The organism is Nocardia pneumoniae NBRC 100136 (genome assembly GCF_000308755.1).
Classification (GTDB): domain Bacteria; phylum Actinomycetota; class Actinomycetes; order Mycobacteriales; family Mycobacteriaceae; genus Nocardia; species Nocardia pneumoniae.
The window spans coordinates 26100-42967 of the sequence record NZ_BAGF01000025.1 but is presented as its reverse complement, the minus strand read 5'-3'; the positions used below and the strand labels follow the sequence as shown (position 1 = coordinate 42967).

Sequence of the window (16868 nt, the reverse complement as noted above, 5' to 3'; positions counted from 1 at the left end):
GCGGGCCTGCACTCGGCGGTGCCCGCCGCGGGCCGCGCTACTTCCCCACCGAGACCGCGTCGGTGACGAACACCAGCGTCTCGTACGGCGCGATGCCGCGCCCACCAGCGCCGTAGCCGAGCTCCGGCGGCACGATCAGCAGTCTGCGCGAGCCTTCCTGGACGCCGACCAACCCTTGGTCCCAGCCGTCGATGACCTGGCCCGCGCCGAGGGTGAGCTGGAACGGCTTGCCCCGGTCGAACGAGCTGTCCAGCGTCTTCTTGTCCGACCAGGTGACCAGCGCGTAGTTCATGGTCAGCTGCTGACCGGCCACGGCGCCGGGCCCGCTGCCCGTGCTGAGGTCCTTGACGATCAGCTGCTCGGGCGGGTCGCAGTCGTCCGGGATGGTGATCGTCGGCGCGGCGCCGAAGTCGCCGGTCACCCGGATGTCCTCGGCGGTGCATTCGCGGCCTTTGCTCGGCGTGGCCGGGCGCTGCGCGGCGGAAGGACCCGCCTGGGCGGTGGCCTTGGTGGTGGTGACAGCGGGGGAGGTCTCGTCCTCCGACCCGCAGGCCGCGAGCGCGATGGCCGTCGCGGCGAGGGCGCCGATCCCGATGATCCTTCCGAGAATGTGCATGCCGCGGACCTTAATGGACGCAGCCGGACGCGGTCCGTCAACAGGCCGCGCATGGCCGCAGCGTTGGCGGGCCGGACGTCCCGCGACACGCTTTCGCCACGCCGGAATCGCCCATCCCGTTAAGCTGGCGATGAATTCTCCATTCCACGTTGCCGATTGCGATCGGCAGCCGTGCACGATCCGGGACGGCGCGTGGTGGCGCCACTGTCCCCGATGCCCCGAGGGTGAGGAGAGTCGGCGCATGACCCACATGGCCAGTGCAGGTGGCGATACTTCGGCCGACAATGTCGGCGCGACGAGCGGGGAAACCGTCGCTCCGCGCCCCTATCGGCTCGCGGACGCGCCGGGCCCGCTGGACCGCGACGAGCTGACGTCCATCGACGCGTGGTGGCGGGCCGCCAACTATCTGTCGGTCGGCCAGATCTACCTGATGGCCAACCCGCTGCTGCGCGAACCGCTGCGGCCCGAGCACATCAAGCCGCGCCTGCTCGGCCACTTCGGCACCGTGCCCGGCCTGAATCTGGTCTGGACGCATGCGAATCGCGCGATCCGGCAGCGCGGCCTGAACGCGGTGTTCGTCGCGGGGCCAGGGCACGGCGGGCCCGGCCCGAACGCGTGCGCCTGGCTGGAGGGCACCTACTCCGAGCTCTACAGCCACATCCCGCAGGACGCCACCGGCATGGGCGCGCTGTTCCATCAGTTCTCCTTCCCCGGCGGCGTGCCCAGTCACTGCGCGCCCGAGACGCCGGGCTCCTTCCACGAAGGCGGTGAACTCGGCTACTCGCTGCTGCACGCGTTCGGCGCCGCGCTGGACAACCCCGATCTCACCGTGTTCTGCGTGATCGGTGACGGCGAGGCGGAGACCGGTCCGCTGGCCGCCAGCTGGCATGCGAACAAGTTCGTCAACCCGGCGCGCGACGGCGCGGTCCTGCCGATCCTGGCGCTGAACGAATACAAGATCGCCAATCCGACCATCCTGGCGCGTATCCCGGAACAGGAGTTGCTCGCGCTGCTGCACGGATACGGCTATGAGCCGATCGTCGTCGCGGGCGACGAACCGGCCACCGTCCACCAGGCCATGGCCGCCGCGCTGGACACCGGTCTGGAGCGGATCGCGCAGATCCAGCGCGCCGCCCGCGGCGGCACCGACGGGATCCGGCCCGCGTGGCCGATGATCGTGCTGCGTACGCCGAAGGGCTGGACCTGCCCGCCGATAGTGGACGGCGACCCGGTCGAGGGCACCTTCCGCGCACATCAGGTCCCGTTGCCCGCCGCGCGCACCGACCCGGAGCACCGCGCGGTCCTCGAACAGTGGCTGCGGTCCTATCGTCCGGAGGAGTTGTTCGACGAAACCGGCAAGCCGGTCTCGGAGCTGTGCGACCAGGTGCCGGACGGCGATCGGCGGATGAGCGCCAATCCGGTCGCCAACGGCGGCGCGCTGGTCCGCGACCTGCGCCTGCCGGACTGGCGCGAGTTCGGCGTCGAGGTGAGCGCGCCGGGCGCGACCCGGCACGAGGCCACCAGGGTGCTCGGCGGATGGCTGCGCGAGGTCACCAGGCGCAACCCGGACAACTTCCTGACCTTCGCGCCCGACGAGCTGGCCAGCAATCGGCTGCAGGACATCCTGGAGGTGACCGGACGCGACTGGCAGGCCGAGATCGATGCCCGCGACGAGAAACTCGACCGCACCGGCCGGGTGATCGAGGTGCTGTCGGAGCACATGTGCCAAGGTCTGCTTGAGGGCTACCTGCTCACCGGCAGGCACGGCGTGTTCACCTGCTACGAGGCGTTCATCCACATCGTGGACGCGATGTTCAACCAGCACGCCAAATGGCTCGACGCCAGCGCGGCGGTGCCGTGGCGGCGGCCGATCGCCAGCCTCAACTACCTCCTGTCGTCGCATGTCTGGCGGCAGGACCACAACGGCTTCACCCACCAGGACCCCGGTTTCCTGGACGTGGTGCTGAACAAGAAGCCCTCGATCGTGCGGGTGTATCTGCCGCCGGACGCGAACACGCTGCTGTCCACCTACGACCACTGCCTGCGTTCCCGGCACTACGTGAACGTGGTGGTCGCGGGCAAACAACCGCAGGCCGACTGGCTGTCGGCGACCGAAGCGGCCGAGCACTGCGCGCGCGGCATCGGCATCTGGCCTTGGGCCTGCCACCGGGACGAGATCGGCACCGCGCCGGACGTGGTGCTCGCCTGCGCCGGTGACGTCCCGACTCTGGAGACCCTGGCCGCGGCGGCGATCCTGCGCGAACGACTGCCCGAGTTGCGCGTCCGGGTGCTCAACGTGGTCGATCTGATGCGGCTGCAACCGCGGGACGAGCATCCGCACGGGCTGCCCGACAGCGAGTTCGACACGCTGTTCACCCGCGACCGGCCGGTGATCTTCGCCTTCCACGGCTACCCGTGGCTGATCCACCGGCTGACCTATCGGCGCGCCAACCACGGCGGCCTGCACGTGCGCGGGTACAAGGAGCGCGGCACCACGACCACGCCGTTCGACATGGTGATGCTCAACGACCTGGACCGCTACCACCTGGTGATGGACGTGATCGATCGCGTGCCGACCCTGCGCGAGCGAGCCGCGGGACTGCGGCAGGAGATGGTCGACGCGCGCTGGACCGCCCGCGCGTGGACCAGGGAGCACGGCGCGGACATCCCCGAGGTCGCCGACTGGACCTGGCCCTACCAGCGCGGCTGAGTGCGGCTACCGGTGTAGAGAACGTACGATCGACCGTATGGAACGTGCGGACTCCGTTTCGCCGCCCCAGCGGCACACCCCGGACATCACCGACAAGCGTCTGCTGCGCGGCGCGAAGACCCGCGCGACGGTGCTGCGGCAGGCGGTCGACATCGCCTCGCTGGACGGGCTCTCGGGTTTGAGCTTCGGCAGGCTGGCGACCGACACCGGATTGAGCAAGGCGGGGATCCAAACCCTCTTCCGCACCAAAGAGGCGCTGCAACTGGCCGCGATCGATTACGCACGGGACTGGTTCGGCGAGGCGGTCGTGGAACCGGCGCGGTCCGCGCCGCACGGTGTCGCCCGCCTGCGAGCGCTGGTCGAGCACTGGATGGTGTACGCCGAGACGCCGTTGTTCGCGGGCGGCTGCTTCCGCGTGGCAACCATGGCCGAGCACGACAGCAAACCGGGCCCGGTCCGGGACGCGCTGCTGCGCGACCAGCGAGCATGGGTGCGGCTGCTGGAACGGGAACTGCGCGCGGCGGTGTCCGCCGGTGAGATCGCCGAGCTGGACACGGAACTGGCCGCGTTCCAGATCGACGCGGTGCTCTGCGCGACCAACACGGCGTTCCGGATCGGTGATCCCGGGGCCGCCGAGCGCGCCCGCCGGATCATCGAGGGATTCCTGCAACCCGCCTGAGCATGGACTATGCACTTCACGCATAACGAGGGCCGAATTAGTCGGCGCACCTGGACATTCGGATAGTTCGGACAAACGGAGCGTCGGCTTGTATCTTGCGGATAACGCGTCTGAACGCGTTCCGTTGCAACATCCCATCCGTCGCCGTTGCCGGAGGGCGCACAGAAGGGCGGTTCGATGAACCACACAGCCGAAGCGAGCGCGTTGGAAATCCTAGGCGCCATAGGGATGGTGGCGTGGATGGTCGTGATGTGGGCGGCCGTCGGCGTGCTCATCGTTGCCCTTCGAAAACCATTGCGCCCCTGGATGTTCCGCACCGCGCTCGGTGTCATAGGACTGGGCGTGATCGCCCAGATCGCCCACTTCCAAGAACATGTCGCGCAGGTCGGGTACTGGATCCAGCATCCGAACTCACCCTCCTGGATGACCCCGTGGGGCACCGGCTTGGCCAACGGGTTCGGCCAGGTCAACCACATGAAGCCGTCGCTGGGCATGGAAATCCTGCACCTGGTCGGCAATTTCCACTTCCTCGCCGGGCTGGTCGGCATCGCGCTGATCACCCATCACGCGTTGGAGAGCAAGGCGCGCAAGTGGGGCCGGATGGGCGTGCTGATGCAGGGCATCCACGGGCTCGAGCATCTCGCGCTCACCCTCACGGTCGCGTTCGGCACCGAGGCGATCGGCCTATCGACCATCTTCGGCCTGCTGGATCCCGGTGCGGGCGCGTCGACCTACCGCATCTGGTGGCACTTCCTGGCCAACGTGATCGGCACGACCATCTTCGCGCTCGCGCTGTACCACTTGTGGCGGGAACGCGCGGTGATCGAAGCCCCGTTCCGTGATCCCGCCGCGGCCGAGCCGCGCCGCGTTCCGGACACGGCGCCAGAGCCGGTGGCCCCGGCCTACGCCATCGAAGCCTGATTTCCTCGTAGATCCACACCGCGTCTGCCGGCAGGTCACCTGCCGACAGACGCGGTTTCTCGTATTCACACCCGCCTTGGCCACCAACGGTTCCTGAGGGAGCACGGGCGAAATATTGCCGCCGACCATCTTTCGGCGCGCCCGATCGCCGCTGGTCATCACCCCGCCGCTCCGCCGACTTCCCAGCACCGAGAAACCACTCGACAACTATCTACCCGTCGATTAATGTGACGTTATCCAACGGCACGATAGACAGGGAGTCGTTGATCGGACCACACCGGACCGATCCCCGATCCCAAGGGTGGCGAGATGAATCGGACACGAACGATGACCGGCATCACTGCCCACCAGCGACGGACGCAGACCTGGCTCGTCCGCCCGCTGATCGTGAGCGCGATAGCGGCCACGCCGGAAACCCCGGCGCCGACCCGAGCGCTGGCCGGGCCCGACACCGTCGAGGACCCGCGCCCCGCATACCCGGGCCGCCACGGAGACGACAGGCCGGGCTCTTCCCGCCCCGACGACCGGAACCGCGCCGACCGGCACCGACCCCCGGACGACATGTCCGCGACGGATGCCGCCGCGATTCCTTCCCCGCCCCCACCCCGCGCGGCAACCCCGACACCCGCCGTTCGCCGCACCGCCGCATCCCGAACCGCGCCGCGCACGGTTCGAATTCCCAACGGAGACTTACGATGAACGCCACCATCGCGCATACCGCCCGGCGACTGCTCACCTGTGCCGTGATCATCGGCGCGCTCACCGCGGGCGCCGCAGGCATCACCACAGCCGAGCCGCGCTCGAATCCCTCGGATCCGCGCAACGGCACCGGCGACGACCACGGCTGGACCCACATCGACCCGATGGGTCAGCACCACATCAACAGCGACCGGCTGGAAGCCAACGCGGCCGACCAGGCCCGCCGCGACTACCACCAGCGCCAGAGCCAGCCCGGGCCGAACGACACCGTCACCGGCAGCAACTCCAACAGCTCGACCTGGTCGCGGACGACCCGCCCGGACGGCAGCGGCTACACCGTGTGCAAGCCGCAGGCCAGCTGGTGCCGCTGATCGTCCAGCCGACGCACCAGCTCGCAGCACCACGACACCTTTCCCGATTTTCGCAGTGATCTTACCGCTATTCAGCGGCACACTACTTGAAGCATCATCATTCCCGATCCCCTGCCGGCGGCCGGGATAGCGCACGAAAGAGAAGCACCAATGAGCAAGATTAGAGGCCTACGCCGGGCGTCCGCGTGTAACGACAAGCGGACCGCCCCGGCACGGACGCTCACCCTGCTGGCGGCGGCAGTGGTGGCGGCGGGCGGCCTGAGCCTCGGCGCGGGCACCGCCGAGGCTCAGGGCGCTGCCTGCCTCTGGGCCGGTGGCGCCTACGGCCAGGGCACGACCGTCGTGGCAGGCGGCTGGAACTTCCTCTGCGGCACCGACGGTCGCGGCGCTCCGTACTGGCACACGTCCTCCTGGCACCGCGGAGACGCGCGCCGGGCCAGCACCGTCCCCAACCCGGGCGCGTACACCAACCCCACCGGCCTGTTCAGCGCCGGCGCACGCCAATTCGGTACCGACTACAACGATTACTGCGTCGGCAACCAGCTCATCGAGGGCTCCGAGGACGTCTACCAGGTCGTCGCGGACGGACGCGGCGGGCTGTACTGGAAAGCCGCAGGACCGATCGACCAGTGGGCGTTCGATCCCGGCACGGGTCCGCGGCCGTCCTGGCGGTCATCGGGCTCCTGCCATGACGGCTCCCTGATCTGACCGAACCCCGAACAACCCCCGACCACGCCCGTAACCGCCGCGACGGTTACGGGCGTGGTCGCGTTGGTGCGGGGCTCGGACGCGATCACGCAGAGCGCCGCGCGGGCCGCCGCTCGGATTCCATCCGCACCCGTTCCTCCAGGTTCTCCGGGATATGCCAGGTGATGTCGGCCCTGGTAGCGGCCATCAGCTTCCTGCGCACCGCCGCGACTTGGGCGTCGACCGTCCGGATCGAGCTGCCCCTGCGCCCGGCGATGGCGCTGTTGGCCCAGCCCGCGGCGGCGAGCACGGCGACTTCGCGCTCCGCGGGGGTCAGCTCGTCCCAGCGCGAGGCGATCGTCCTCGCTCGCGGTCGGGGGCTGGGGAGCTGATCGATGGGCAACCTGCCGAGCAGGAACAACTGGAGCTCGTCGCGTTCCGGCCGCAGGCGGGCGCCGCGCTGGGCGGCCGCCGCGTAGGCCTCCTCGCCGACGACCGAGGTGGCCACCTCGACGGCTCTGGCGGTGCCGCGGGCCACCAGTGTCACCCGGTCGGCGACGATGCCCATCGAACGGTGCAGCGTGTCGATTCCGCCTTGCAGATGGGCGATTTCGGTGGCCGCGGCGATCGATTCGGCGCTCCCGGCCTCGCCCGCGTCGAGCCGGGCGCACAGCAGGTAAGTCTTCGCCATCATGCTGAAGTGGGCGACCCAGCCCGCCGTCCAGGTGTCCCCGGTGGTCAGCAGGCGCTCCAGCGTGGACTGTCCGAGCCGCACCGCCTCCTGCGGATCGCCGTGCCTGGACACCGCGATCATCACGGCCAGCTCCGCCCAAGCGATCGCCCAGGCCGCGCCGGAGTCGAGGGCCCGGTCCAGATGCCTGCGCGTGGCGCCGAGCGCCACGTCGGCATCGGCGATGTTGGCGTAGGTGAGCGTCTCGAACAGCTCGCTGCGCTGCTCCCCCGCTCGATCGCCCGCCGCGGCGAATTTCCTTCGCGCCCGCGCCAGTACGTCGGCCGCGCGCAGGTCGAAGTGGATGAGCAGCAGTTCCAGGCCCCAGGTGAACTCGACGGGGGCGGGCAGGCCGACGTCGGTGGCCGTGGTCTCCCGCCAGCCGCGGCGCAGGTCCGGGTCGGTCAGGCACTCCGCGGCGCACTCGTCCAGCAATTGCGCGGTGTAGGTGTGCCTGCCCTGCCAGATGGCGATCCAGCCGACCAGCGCGGTGGCGTTGATGCGCAGCCTGGTCGGCGGCGGATCGAGCTGGGCGGTGGCTTCCAGCGCCTGTTCGGTGAGACCGGTGATGGCACGGTTGGAGCCGGTGATGAACGGCACACGCAACGCCATCAGCGTCGCGGCGGTCTCCAGCCCGACGACGGCCTCCTCCGGGTCGGCCAGGCTGGTCTCGATGGCGATGAGGATGTTGTCCCAGGCCGTGCGCGCCCAGTCGATCCACTCCTGTTCCCGTGGGCCGTACCAGGTGGCCGGGCCCGCGGCGACCCGGTCGCGGTAGTGCCGCCGGTGCCGGGCGAGCAGCCGCGCCTCGTCGACGTCGCCGCCGCGCGCCGCCAGCCGGTCGCGCATGAACACCCGGACACTCTCCAGCAGGTAGTACCTGACCGCGGTCGGAGTGATGTGCGCCGACAGCAAAGACCGTTCCACCAGGCGCTCGAGCAGCGGCCCGATCTCCTCGGCGGGCAGCGACGCGTCCGCGCAGACCGCCACGATCGCGTCCGTATCCGCTCCGCCGCACGGAGTTTCGTCGTTCTCCGCGTCGCAACCGGTGGCGAACACCGACAACCGTTCCAGCAGTAGTTGTTCCAGGTCGGTGCACAGGCCGTAGGACCAGGCGATCACGTCGCGCACGCTGCGGTGGCGTTCCCCGACGCCGCCCCTGGCGCCGTGCGTCCAGTGCAGGCGCCGGTCGTCGGTGTCGCCGGACAGTTCGCGCAGCACGATCGCGGGCGGCCGGTGCAGCAGTCGCGCCGCGGCCAGCCGGATGAACAGCGGGTTGTTGTCGACATGACCGCAGATGCGCGCAGCGATGGCGAGCTGCCCGGGATCCTGGGGAATCGGCCGTCCGGTGCGCTCGGCACGCCGCCGGAACAATTCGAGGGCGTGCGTGCTGGACAGCGGCGGCACGTGGACCAGGTGCTCGTCGATCCAGCCCACCGGCTCCCTGCTGGTCGCGAGGACGGTCAGGCCGGGCACCGCGTCGAGCAGTCCGACGATCAGCGGACCGACTCCACCGAGCACGTGTTCGCAGTTGTCGAGCACGAGGATGGTCCGGTGCGACTCGTCGTCGTCCTCGCTCAATGTCGCCACCAAGCCGTCCCAGGCCGAGCGGCCGGTGATGCCGTTCTTGGCGAGGGACTGGAGCACTTCCTCGGCGACCGCTCCGGTCTCCGCGCCCGCCGCGAGCCGAGCCAGACGCGTCCAGTAGACCGAGTGCCGCGCCGTGCCGCGATAGCGGCGCACGGCTTCGAACGCCAACGTCGTCTTGCCGATGCCGCCCGGCCCGAGCAGCGTGATCAACCGCGCGCTCGACGAGGACAGCAGCGCGTCGATCTGTCGCAGTTCGGCGTGTCTGCCCACGAACTCGCCGGGCGCGGCGGGGCCGTTGCCACCGCCGCTATTCACTTCCGACATGCCGCCCACACCTATCGATCCAGAAACCACCGGGAGCAGCAGCCTAGTAGGCGCACCTTCGCCCTCGCTCCGGCCATACGCGACCTACCGACCGACTACGTCCGGCAGCGCCCATTACCGGCCACGCGGCGGCCACCGACGGACTGCGTCCGGCAGCGCCCGTTATGCGCACCGCCCGCCTCCGCACCGGCCATGCGGCAGCGACCGACGGACTGCGTCCGGCAGTGCCCACTATGCGTACCTCCCGCTTCGCTCCGGCCATACGCGAGCTATCGACGGACCTCTTCCGGCAGCTCCCATCAGGCACGCCTGCGGCCGCGTCTGGGCCGTCGCTCGGATTCACGGCGAACGCGGTCGGCGAGCTCGGCGGGAATGTGACCGGCGATGTCGGCTCGGGAGGCGATCATCAACTTCTGCCGGATGGTGGCCACCTGCGCGTCAACCGTCCGGATGGAGCTGCGCCGCAGGGCGGCGATGGCGCTGTTCGGCCAGCCCGCCGCGGCGAAGACGGCGACGTCGCGTTCGGCCTCCGACAGCTCGTTCCAGCGCGAGCTGGGCCGCCGCGACGCGGGGCGGGCCGCGCTGGGCCGGTCCGGCCGCCGGGACGCGGGCGTCGAGTCGGTGGTCGGCCACCACAGCGCGTCCAGTTCGGGGCGTAGCCGGGTCCGGCGCTCGGCCGACGCGTATGCCCGGTCGCCGAGCACCGTGCGGGCGACTTCCGCGGCGCTGCGGATCTCGGCGGCGATCAGCGGCACCCGGTCCACCGCGATACCCATCGAGCGCTGCCGCGTCTTGAAACTGCCCACCAGATACGCGATCTCGGTGGCCGTGGCGGCGACCGCCGCGGGATCGCCGCCGCTGGCCCGCTCGGCGATGAGCACCTGGGCCATCGCGACGATGTGCGCGCCCACCGCCCAAGTCGCCGTCCAGGTGTCCCGTTCCCCGCGGTGGCGGGTGAACACGTCGTGGGTCAGCTCCAGCGCCTCGGCGGCGGACCCGTGCTTGGCCAGCGCCACCGCCCGCGCGATTTCCGCCCACGCCGTCGACAGCGTCGAACCGGACGACACCGACCGCTCCAGGAACCGCGCGGTGTTCTCCAGCGCCTGCCGCCGGTCGCCGACGAGGGCGGAGCAGAACGCCACGAACACGTCGCTGCGCTCGGCGCCGATGCGGTCGCCCTGCTCGGCGAACTTGTCCCGGGCCCGGGTGAGGACGGTGATCGCGCGCGGGTCGCCGCGCACCAGCATCAGCTCGAGTCCCCACATCCATTCCACCGGTGCGGGCAAGCCGAAATCCACGTCGGTGTAGCGCGGCTCGGCCGGGCCGGTCCCGCAGTCGGCGAGCAACTGCGGGATGTTGTCGGGCCGCCCCTGCCACAACGAGATCCAGCCGAGCAGCGCGGTGGCGAGGTCGACGACCCCCGAGGGACCGAGCCCGGCCGCCTTGGTGGCTTCCAGCGCCCGTTCGGTCAGCCGGGTCAGCGCGCCCGCACCGGACTTGACGAACGGAACCTTCATCGACAGCAGCACCGTCGCGGTCTCCAGCGCGATCACGGCCTCCGCCGGGTCGGCGAGGCCGGATTCGATGCCGAGCACGATGTCGTTCCACGCCGACCGCGCCCAGGCCAGCCAGGCCAGGTCGTGCGGGCCGAGCCAGATGGCCTGGCCGGCGACGACCTTGTCTCGGAAGTACCGGCGGTGCCGGGCGGCGAGGCGGTCGAACTCGCCGCGGTCGCGGCGGCGCAGCTGGTCGCGGGCGAACACCCGCACGCTCTCCACCAGGTACCAGCTGACCGTCGTCGCGGTCAGATGCGCCGACACCAGCGATTGCTCGGTGAGCCGCTCCAGCAGGTGTTCGATCTCACTCGCGGGAAGGGAGTCATCGGCGCACACCGCGATCGCGGCGTCGAGCTCGATTCCGCCCCGCACCGACTCGGCATCGGTCTCGTATCCCGCGGCGAAGACCGACAGCCGCTCCAGCAGCAGTTGCTCGGGCGGGCTGCACAGCGCGAAGGACCAGGCGATGACGTCGTAGACGCCGCGGTGGCGCTCCTCGGCGCCCGCCCTGGCTCCGTGCGTCCAGTGCAGGCGCTTGTCGTCGGCGTCGCCGGTGAGTTCCCGCAGCACCATCATCGGTGGCTGATGCCGCAACCGGGCCGCGGCCAGCCGGATGAACAGCGGGTTGTGGTCCACCCGGCGGCAGATCCGCGCGGCGACGGCGACCTGCTCGCGGTCGTCCGGGATCGCCCGTCCGATGAGTTCGGCGCGCTGGCGGAACAATTCGAGGGACTGGCGCGGCGACAGCGGCGGCACGGCGAGCAGGTACTCGTCGGCCCAGCCGATCGGTTCGCGGCTGGTGGCCAGGATGGTCAGCCCAGGGGCGGCGTCCAGCAGCTCGGCGATCATCGCCGCGACCGCGCCGAGCAGGTGTTCGCAGTTGTCCAGCACGAGAATCGCGCGCTCGGCGGAACGGTCCTCGCTGGTGAAGGTGCGCACCAGCGCGGCTCGGGTCGGTGGGGAGCTGAGATCGGTGCGCACCGCCGACTGCATCACGTCCTGCGCGGTCGCGGTGCTGTCGGGCTCCAGCTCGGCCAGCCGCGCCCAGTAGACCGGCCTGCGCCTGGCTCGCGCGCCACGGCGCAGCGCCTCCGCGGCTAATCGCGTCTTGCCGATCCCGCCGGGGCCGACCAGGGTGATCAGGCGGGCGTCACCGTCCAGCAGCGCGCCCAGCCGGTCCAATTCCGTTTCCCGGCCGATGAATTCACTGGTGGATGCAGGCAGCACGTCGCCACGTGCCTGAACCAGGGACATAGAACGAAAGTTAGCCGACCACGCGCCCACGCGCTGAGCAATCAGAAGTAACGTTCGTCCCATATCGCCCGCCGATGCCGACGGCGGGCACCGCGTGGGCGCACTACGCCGTCGACGCCGAGGCCATCTGCTGGTAGTGCATTTGGACGACCGCGCTGTCGAACGTCATCACGTCGACGAGCTGCAACCCCGACGCCACCACGGGCGTCGGGAACAGCGGGACGCCGCCACCGAGCACGATGGGGTGAACGAACAGCCGGTACTCGTCGATCAGGTCGTGCTTCATGAACGCCGACGCCGTCTCCGCGCCGCCGAACAGGACCATGTCGCAGCCGGGCTGCGCGCGGAGCGCGGTGATCTGCTCGACCAGATCGTCCCGGACGACGCGGGTGTTCCACCCGGCGGAACGCAGGGTCCGGGAGAAGACGAGCTTCGGCGTCTGTTTCCAGCACCGCGCGAAGTCGACGTAGAACTCCGAGATCGCCGGATCCACGTCGGCGGTCGGCCAGAACGATGCCATGATCTCGTACGTCTTGCGACCGTAGAGGAACAGGTCCGCCGAACGCAGTTCGTCGAGGAACGACTCGCACAGTTCCTCGTCGACCACCGGCCAGTGGATCTCCTCGTCCGGCCCCTCCGCGAAGCCGTCGAGCGACATCTGCATCCACAGTGTCACGCTTCCCATTGCCCACACCCATCTGCTGCCCTTGTGCGACGGTCAAATTGTCGGGGAGAGTGACACTTCGGCGCATCGGTAGATCGGTGGGAGACATACTTAGGTAGACGACCATAGGTAGCGTCGCAACAGTGCGGACGCGCGTCGAATGAGGCCAATATACCGCTAATTAACGGCACGTTACTGTCACGTATCTCCACTGATGGGAATCTGAAATGGAGATATTTCCTGCCGTTCCGGGCGCACCCGCCGATCAGTCCCGCGGCAGCGCCTCGGCGAGCTCGGTGTCCTGGTCGAGATACTTTGCGATGAAGTGGTTTACGAGTTCGGCGGCGGTCTCGCCGGGGATCGCGCGGGTGGCCGCCAGCCGCTGTCCGAGATCGGCGACCTCCGCCGGGCCGCCCGGCGAATCCTGGAACGACGCCCAGACGGTGCCCCGGAACAGGTCGACGAAGCGGCGGGCGATCCGGTCGGCGTCAGCGCGCAGTTTCTCCAGCTCGCCGAGCGCTTGATCAGCCGGGACACCCGCGGCGGTGAGGCGGTCGAAACCGTGCGCCAGCCGCCGATCCGCGATCCGATACGTCGCCGCGTCCACCGGCTCGTACATGCCAGCGGCGACGACCCGCGCCAGGCCGTTGGGCACGTCGCGGTAGCGCTCGGCGAGTTCGGTCGCCGCGATGGTGTCCCCGGCGTCGACGGCGGCCGTCTCGGGCGCGCCGGGCTCGCCGACGCCGAGGATGTCGCCCAGGTCGTCACCGCGGTCCCAGGCGTTGAGCAATTCCTTGATGCCGTTGAGTTTGATCCCCCGGTCGAGCAGTCTGCTGATGGTGCGCACCCGGTTGAGGTGGTCGGCGCCGTAGAACCCGGTCCGCCCCTTGACCTGCGGGGGCGGCAGCACCCCGCGTTCGTGGTAAACGCGCAGGCTGCGCACGGTCGTACCGGCCTCCCGCGCCAGCTCGTCGATCGTGTACTCCACACCCGCAGTCATACTCCAAGGAAACCACATCGCAACACGGTGCGACGGCCGGTGCGCGGCCATTGCCTGCGCGACCGACCGGTCTCTAGCGACAATTCAGCAAATGCCGCGCAGGTGGTGGCGCCCCACGCTCCGCCGGACACCGTCGGCACCCCGTGGCCGACCGCCCTTCCCGCCCTTGGAAACCCGCTCGGTGCACGGCTTTTGCCGCTGCGCCTATCCTTCCGGCATGGGTGAATCCGCAGGCCCTCCGGCCAGTATCGCCGACCGCGAGCGGGCGCTTCGCGAGCTGACCCAGCACTTGGGCACCGGCCGAATCGGCCTGGCCGAGTTCGACGAGCTCAGCGCCGCCGTCGCGGCGGCGACCAGCAAGGCTCAGCTGGCCGAACTGTTCGCCGACCTGCCCGGCAGCACACCGCCCGCACCCGAGGTCACCCCGGCCAATCCGCTGCCCCGCCTCGTCGTGCTGGCGGGGGCGGCCGTGGTGTTCTCGGTGGTGCTCGCGGTGACCACCGGCAACTGGCTGTGGCTGCTGGTGATCCTGGCGGCGCCAGCGCTTTTCATGCTCACCGCGCGGACGACCTGAGCCAGGTCACCACCGCGACTTCGGACGTACGTAGTTGGCCAGGTCGACCAAGCGGTACCGGTGCAAGCGATGCGGCGCGATCCGCGCCAGCGCACGCAGGCTCGACTCGAGCCCGCGTTGCAGCCCCAGCAAGGTGAACGGGAAACCGAGCAGGGTCGCGTCGGGGGTGGCCGATTGCCCGCCCGCCCGCACCCACTCCAGCGCCGCGCCCACCACGATGACCTGCAGTTGCAGCGCTCGTGGCTCGTCGGGCGCCGCGTCCAAGCGCGCGGCGGCCTCCAGCAGGTCGGCCTCGGTCGTCTCCGGGATCGGCTGGGAGACCAACAGCAGACACCCGGTCATCCGCGCGACGTTCTGATAGCGCGACGCCTCCGGCACCTGGTCCAGGACCTCCACGGCCTCCAGCAGCCCGCCGTCTGCGGCGAGCCTGCGGGCCAGGCCGAAGGCCGCGCTCACCACGCCGTGGTTGGTCCGCCACACGGTGCGGTAGTACTCCTCGGCGAGCCCGCCCCAGTCGGTGTCGCCCGCGGCTTCCCCCAGATGTTGCAGGGTGAGTTCGGCCGTGGCGGCCAGCGCCAGAGCGGGCGCGATCTCGCCGGGCAGCATGCGGTGCACCAAATCGAAGTACTCGAAGGCGCGCTCGTACTGGCCGTCCAGCAGCGCGGCGATGGCGGAGTACCACTCGATACGCCAGTCGGTGCCATAGTCGGGCCGCAGATCGGCGAGCCGGTCGCAGGCCGGTACTACCTCACCGAGGTCGAGGTGCGCGCGCACCGCGGTGAGCGTGCCCTCCAGCTCGAAGGTCTCCGGCTCCCGGATCGTCCCGGAGACGATCCGGTCGGCCGTGCGGCGCAACGCGTCCAGGGCGTGCCTCGGGTCACCGTGCAGGAGGGTGGACAGCAGGTCGGCGCTGGGGTCCTCGCTGTCGATCAACGGAACCGGCAGGGCCGCGACGACGCTCGGCGCGTCCAGCGCGGGCAACCGGTGCCGCCCGTCGGCCATCCCGTCGGTCTGCCCGATCAGCGTCTCGATGCCGAAATCGCCCCGCATCGCGCCGAATTCCAGCGACGCCTGGGGGTGCTCCTTGCCCGTGTCGTAGGCGAGCACCATTCGCAGGACACCGGCGAGCTGGCCGTACATGGCGTACGCGGTCGGGAAGCGGCGGCGGGGATCCGGATCGGTCGCGCGCAGCAGCAGCCGGTGCAGCGCCGGGTAGCGCCGGAGCAGCGGCTCCTGCTCCGGCGAGGGAATGCCGGGCAGTTGGTGGCCCGCGGCGTTCTTGGGCATGTCCATGACCAGCGCGGCCAGCGTCCGCCCGACGGTGTAGATGTCGGAGGCGACGGTCGGGCCGGTCTCGGTGATCTCGGGCGCCTGGTAGCCGGGAGTGCCGTAGATGCTGCCGTAGGACTCCATCGCGGCGACCGCGCCGAGGTCGATCAGCTTGACCTCGTCCTCGCTGACCATGATGTTGTCCGGCTTGAGGTCGTTGTAGGCCAGCCCGAACGAGTGCAGGTAGTCCAGCGCGGGCAGGATCTCCATCATGAAGGCGATCGCCTCGGAGACCGGAATACGTTCCGGCGCACGCAGGTCGAGCATCTTCTTCAGCGAGCGTCCGCCGACGTACTCCATGACGATGTAGCCGTCGGGCACGTCGCGGCCGGAGCGGTGCTTGACGAAGTTGTGGATCTTGACGATGCCGGGATAGGCCACCTCGGAGAGGAATTGGCGTTCGGCGAGGGCGACCACGTGCGCTTCGAAGTCGAGCGGGTTCTGCAACCCCTTGAGCACCACCCAGCGGTCGCTCACGTTGCGATCGACGGCGAGGTAGATCCACCCGAGTCCACCGTGGGCCAGACAGCCCTGGACCTCGTACTGGTCGGCGACCATCTCACCCGGCTGGAGCGAGGGCCGGAAGTTGAACGGGGAGCCGCATCGGCCGCACTCCCCCTCGACCGCACCCGGCCCGGCTTCGGTCGTGCGGCCGACCGGCTGCTGACACTTCCAGCAGAAACGTTTGTGCTCAGGGACTTCCGGGTCTTGCATGACCGCGGTGCGCGGATCGAGCGGGCTCACCTTGGGCATGGACACCAGACCGCCACCCAATCTGCGCACGCTCGGCCGCGAGCGCGCGCTGCGCCCGGAACCGGGTTCGGATTCGAGTTCACCGAGCAGCAGCTCGGCAGTGCCGATGGTCGGCTCCGGCGCGGCGTCCGGAGCGGGCCCGCGCTCGACGACGCTGGGGACGGAATCCACCGCGACGGCACGCTTCGACCGCTCCTCGGCCCACCGCGGTGTCGACCACGGATCGGGTAGTCGTGGGGCCACTTCGGTTTTGAGCAGGTGCCGAGTCGCCCAAGGGTGGGAAGTTCGCCGGGGCACCTCGGTGCCGCGCATTCGCCGATTCGCCCACGGATGCGCGAGTGGACGGTCGGATGCGCTGGGGTGCTCCGGCATACGAACCTCTCAAACCCACCGTTGAATCGGGGTTTCATT

At 70.0% G+C, this 16868-nt stretch carries 12 protein-coding genes; 6 read left to right on the top strand and 6 right to left on the bottom strand.

The window, feature by feature from the left end; all coding sequences use genetic code 11:
• Positions 1–37 precede the first annotated feature (37 nt).
• A complete protein-coding gene (locus ON34_RS06700; RefSeq protein WP_040775686.1) occupies positions 38–616 on the bottom strand; it encodes an FKBP-type peptidyl-prolyl cis-trans isomerase in 579 nt (192 codons plus the stop codon).
• 241 nt (positions 617–857) lie between these two features.
• On the opposite strand from ON34_RS06700, the gene ON34_RS06695 reads away from it, so the two are divergent.
• The 5 genes from ON34_RS06695 to ON34_RS06675 all read left to right on the top strand — a co-directional run bounded on the left by ON34_RS06695 (position 858) and on the right by ON34_RS06675 (position 6704).
• Positions 858–3326, top strand: coding sequence for a phosphoketolase family protein (locus ON34_RS06695; RefSeq protein ID WP_174372007.1), 2469 nt, complete (start codon positions 858–860; stop codon positions 3324–3326).
• Between the two features lie 37 nt (positions 3327–3363).
• Positions 3364–4005, top strand: a complete 642-nt coding sequence (locus ON34_RS06690) for a TetR/AcrR family transcriptional regulator (protein WP_051022210.1) — start codon at positions 3364–3366, stop codon at positions 4003–4005.
• A gap of 177 nt (positions 4006–4182) precedes the next feature.
• Positions 4183–4926, top strand: coding sequence for a DUF6008 family protein (locus ON34_RS06685; protein ID WP_040775683.1), 744 nt, complete (start codon positions 4183–4185; stop codon positions 4924–4926).
• A gap of 695 nt (positions 4927–5621) precedes the next feature.
• Complete coding sequence (locus ON34_RS06680) at positions 5622–5996, top strand: hypothetical protein (protein WP_040775680.1); 375 nt, start codon at positions 5622–5624, stop codon at positions 5994–5996.
• Between the two features lie 150 nt (positions 5997–6146).
• A complete protein-coding gene (locus tag ON34_RS06675) occupies positions 6147–6704 on the top strand; it encodes a hypothetical protein (protein ID WP_157172194.1) in 558 nt (185 codons plus the stop codon).
• A gap of 85 nt (positions 6705–6789) precedes the next feature.
• Here the strand turns inward: ON34_RS06675 and ON34_RS06670 are convergent, their stop codons facing one another.
• The 4 genes from ON34_RS06670 to ON34_RS06655 all read right to left on the bottom strand — a co-directional run bounded on the left by ON34_RS06670 (position 6790) and on the right by ON34_RS06655 (position 13801).
• Complete coding sequence (locus ON34_RS06670) at positions 6790–9327, bottom strand: ATP-binding protein (protein WP_040775675.1); 2538 nt, start codon at positions 9325–9327, stop codon at positions 6790–6792.
• Positions 9328–9626: 299 nt separating this feature from the next.
• Positions 9627–12137, bottom strand: a complete 2511-nt coding sequence (locus ON34_RS06665; RefSeq protein ID WP_040775670.1) for an ATP-binding protein — start codon at positions 12135–12137, stop codon at positions 9627–9629.
• Positions 12138–12240: 103 nt separating this feature from the next.
• Positions 12241–12822, bottom strand: coding sequence for a dihydrofolate reductase family protein (locus ON34_RS06660; RefSeq protein ID WP_040775668.1), 582 nt, complete (start codon positions 12820–12822; stop codon positions 12241–12243).
• Positions 12823–13066: 244 nt separating this feature from the next.
• On the bottom strand, positions 13067–13801 hold the full coding sequence (locus tag ON34_RS06655) for a MerR family transcriptional regulator (RefSeq protein ID WP_040775665.1): 735 nt from the start codon (positions 13799–13801) through the stop codon (positions 13067–13069).
• A 217-nt stretch (positions 13802–14018) separates the two neighbouring features.
• On the opposite strand from ON34_RS06655, the gene ON34_RS06650 reads away from it, so the two are divergent.
• Positions 14019–14375, top strand: coding sequence for a DUF1707 SHOCT-like domain-containing protein (locus ON34_RS06650; RefSeq protein WP_040775662.1), 357 nt, complete (start codon positions 14019–14021; stop codon positions 14373–14375).
• Between the two features lie 6 nt (positions 14376–14381).
• On the opposite strand, the gene ON34_RS06645 is transcribed toward ON34_RS06650, so the two are convergent.
• Positions 14382–16769, bottom strand: coding sequence for a serine/threonine-protein kinase (locus tag ON34_RS06645; protein WP_245547911.1), 2388 nt, complete (start codon positions 16767–16769; stop codon positions 14382–14384).
• Positions 16770–16868: the final 99 nt, after the last annotated feature.